Source organism: Xanthobacter autotrophicus (assembly GCF_029991245.1).
Lineage (GTDB): Bacteria > Pseudomonadota > Alphaproteobacteria > Rhizobiales > Xanthobacteraceae > Xanthobacter > Xanthobacter autotrophicus_C.
In genome coordinates, this window is record NZ_JAIVFO010000420.1 from 1 (window position 1) to 409 (window position 409).

Annotated in this window: 1 protein-coding gene; it reads left to right on the forward strand. The window is 75.8% G+C overall.

What is annotated here, in order from left to right:
* Positions 1–409, forward strand: a 409-nt coding sequence (locus K9U41_RS23500) for an EamA family transporter (protein ID WP_282643236.1), incomplete at both ends; no start/stop codon positions are given.

Consider the following 409-nt stretch of genomic DNA (forward strand, 5'->3'; position numbering starts at 1 on the left):
CGCGCAGGCCGGGCCGGTGGCCCTGGGCATGCCGGTCGCTTTGGGCATCGCGGCCTGCCTGGTGGCCACGGGCTGCTATGGGCTGGCGGGCTTTCTCACGCGCCGCTGGATCACCGCCCGCGGCGGGCTGGACAGCCGCCTGGTCGCCCTGGGCAGCCAGTGGGGCGCGGTGCTGGCGCTGGCACCGTGGGCGGCATGGCAGGCCTTCAGCCAGCCCGGCCTTGCCGCCCGGTGGGGCGCGGCGCCTGCGCCGGTGTGGGGGGCGCTGCTGGCCATGGGCCTGCTCTGCACCGCCTGGGCCTACGTGCTGTATTTCCGGCTGATCGCGGACGAGGGGCCGCTCAAGGCGCTGGCCGTGACGTTCCTGGTGCCGGCATTCGGCGTGGCCTGGGGCTGGCTGCTGCTGGAC